Consider the following 2055-nt stretch of genomic DNA (forward strand, 5'->3'; position numbering starts at 1 on the left):
ACCAATTGTGACCGTTTCAGCCTGTTTCAGCTTCTGCACGACCGTCGCGTCATATATAGGATTAAAGTTTTCGAGAATCTTGCTCGCACAAGTCGTCCGCAGCCCCTTCGTGACGATATTGTCTTTAATCCCAATCGGCATGCCGTACAGTTTGTTAGCTGGCGCGCTCTGTATCGCCTTATCATCCAACGCTTTCGCCGCGGCTCTGGCGTTTTCTTCATCCAATGTTAAAAAAGCCTGGACCTTGCCTTCGACCTCGCCAATTGTTTTGAACGATTGGTCAACCAGGTCGGAAACGCTGAGGTCTCTTTTATGTAAAAGCTCATGAAGCTCCGAAATCTTATGTTCAAATAAACTCATCGCCAGTCCTCCTTACTCCATAATTCCAGGTACTTTAATCTGCCCATCCTGGTGCCCAGGCGCATTCTTCAAAACTTCTTCACGCGGCAAACCCGGATTTGATTTGTCCTCGCGCATAACATTCTTTATTTCAAGCACGTGTGCAGTCGGCTCCACATTCGTAGTATCCAGCTCATTCAGCTGCTCAGCGAACGAAATAATCTTGTCCAGCTGCTTCGTAAAAGTATTGGCTTCTTCCTCCGTAATCGCCAATCTCGCCAGGTGTGCCACATGCTTCACCTGATCCTCAGAAATCCTTGACATAAAAGCACCTCCATAAGTAAGTGAAACGTCCATCAGAAGGGTATTCAACCCTTTTTTCTGAAAAAACAATATTATTGATCATAGCAAAGTTTTACACGTTAAAGCAATACAAGCCTTGCCATTTGTACTATTTTAACATGAGTGGAAGCAGATCGCAGGAAAGAGGACAGTTTTCCAGAGAAATGGTGCAATTTTTCGAATCCGGATATACTAAAAGAAAACAAAACTTTAGATTAGGAGAGATTGCTATTATCTTCGAATTCATTGGAGATTTACTTGGGAGTGTTGGCAATAGCCAAACATTAAATACTCGAAAAATTGATCAGAACATAAGATTGTTAAATGATTATGCCTGGTTTAAGTCTTTATATGAAGACGAGAAGTACCACCGTTTATTCTTTGTAAACCGGCATGTAAGGGCTTATTTGCAGAGTTCGTTTCGCGTTAAAAAAATGATTCGGAATCAGGAAGCACAGCTAAAGTTTGCACTTTTATTAGATAAGCACTTTAAATCCAGATAAAAAGAGCCGCCTCATGCAGGCAGCTCCTTACCCTTTCTTGAACCATTTCCCCAGCCCTGAAAAAAAGCCCTTCTTCTCTTCCGTCTGCACAGGGGTCACAACCGGTTTTTTCGAAAGATAAATATCTGCTTTATCTATGGCATAGTCATGTGCCAGGACAAGACCCAACTCGGAATCATAGTCTTTGTTTGTAACGATTGTGAATTCGATGTTTCTTTTTTCTGCTTCCTTAATGTATTTGGATATATACGAATATGATATATGTCCATTTAAGAAGAGGTGAGCCTGCAGGTTTTCATCCATGATCTTCGTGACTTCCGGTTCGACCCCTTTTTTCATCACCTGTGCTTGGGTCAGCGCAATCACGACCCGCTCACGAATCGTTGTCAGGAATCGTCTTCTCTCATCCGGTTTCGTCTGTTTTGCCCCGTACATTCCCTGCTGCAAGTACTCATCCACTTTGCTGTTGCTCATCCAATCACCTCCAACATTCATTACTACTATGTATGATTCTTCCTATAAGACTGTGCTAGTTTAAGGTTAACCTATTTCAGGCAAAAAAAACCTCCTCTTCGACTCGAAGAGAAGGCAACAAATAGGAAAGGTGAATAGATGGAATATGGTTAATCCCGCATATCGGCCGGCGATACGCCTAACCTGGCTGACAAGGATAAAACCCGTTATAACAATGATTTGCGGGCATTTAGAAGCAATATGATTAGTATGAATCGGGCGATACACTGAATAAATTCAATCAAACTCTTATTGATAGCTGTGCAGAATCGATTTGTAAAAAGTCTTTATTGAGATCTGACGCTTATTCAATATGCCTACAGCTGACGCTGAATCTGATTGAATTGCCTTCATCGAG

At 42.1% G+C, this 2055-nt stretch carries 3 protein-coding genes; all 3 read right to left on the reverse strand.

The genetic code is table 11. From position 1 onward, the window contains the following. A partial coding sequence (locus tag WB217_RS00480) for an amidase family protein (RefSeq protein WP_423989614.1) occupies positions 1 to 360 on the reverse strand: 360 nt, incomplete at its 3' end. Between the two features lie 12 nt (positions 361 to 372). Beyond that, complete coding sequence (gene gatC, locus WB217_RS00485; protein WP_423989616.1) at positions 373 to 663, reverse strand: Asp-tRNA(Asn)/Glu-tRNA(Gln) amidotransferase subunit GatC; 291 nt, start codon at positions 661 to 663, stop codon at positions 373 to 375. Between the two features lie 548 nt (positions 664 to 1211). Further along, positions 1212 to 1658 (reverse strand): YueI family protein, encoded by a 447-nt coding sequence (locus WB217_RS00490; RefSeq protein WP_423989618.1) that lies wholly within the window; start codon positions 1656 to 1658, stop codon positions 1212 to 1214. Positions 1659 to 2055: the final 397 nt, after the last annotated feature.

The sequence above is a fragment of the Mesobacillus sp. genome, from assembly GCF_049588175.1.
Taxonomy (GTDB): Bacteria; Bacillota; Bacilli; order Bacillales; family Cytobacillaceae; genus Mesobacillus.

Excerpts from the sequence above, each read along its gene's own strand:
- gatC (WP_423989616.1), bottom strand. The coding sequence starts at position 663 with ATGTCAAGGATTTCTGAGGATCAGGTGAAGCATGTGGCACACCTGGCG.
- WB217_RS00490 (WP_423989618.1), bottom strand. The coding sequence starts at position 1,658 with ATGAGCAACAGCAAAGTGGATGAGTACTTGCAGCAGGGAATGTACGGG.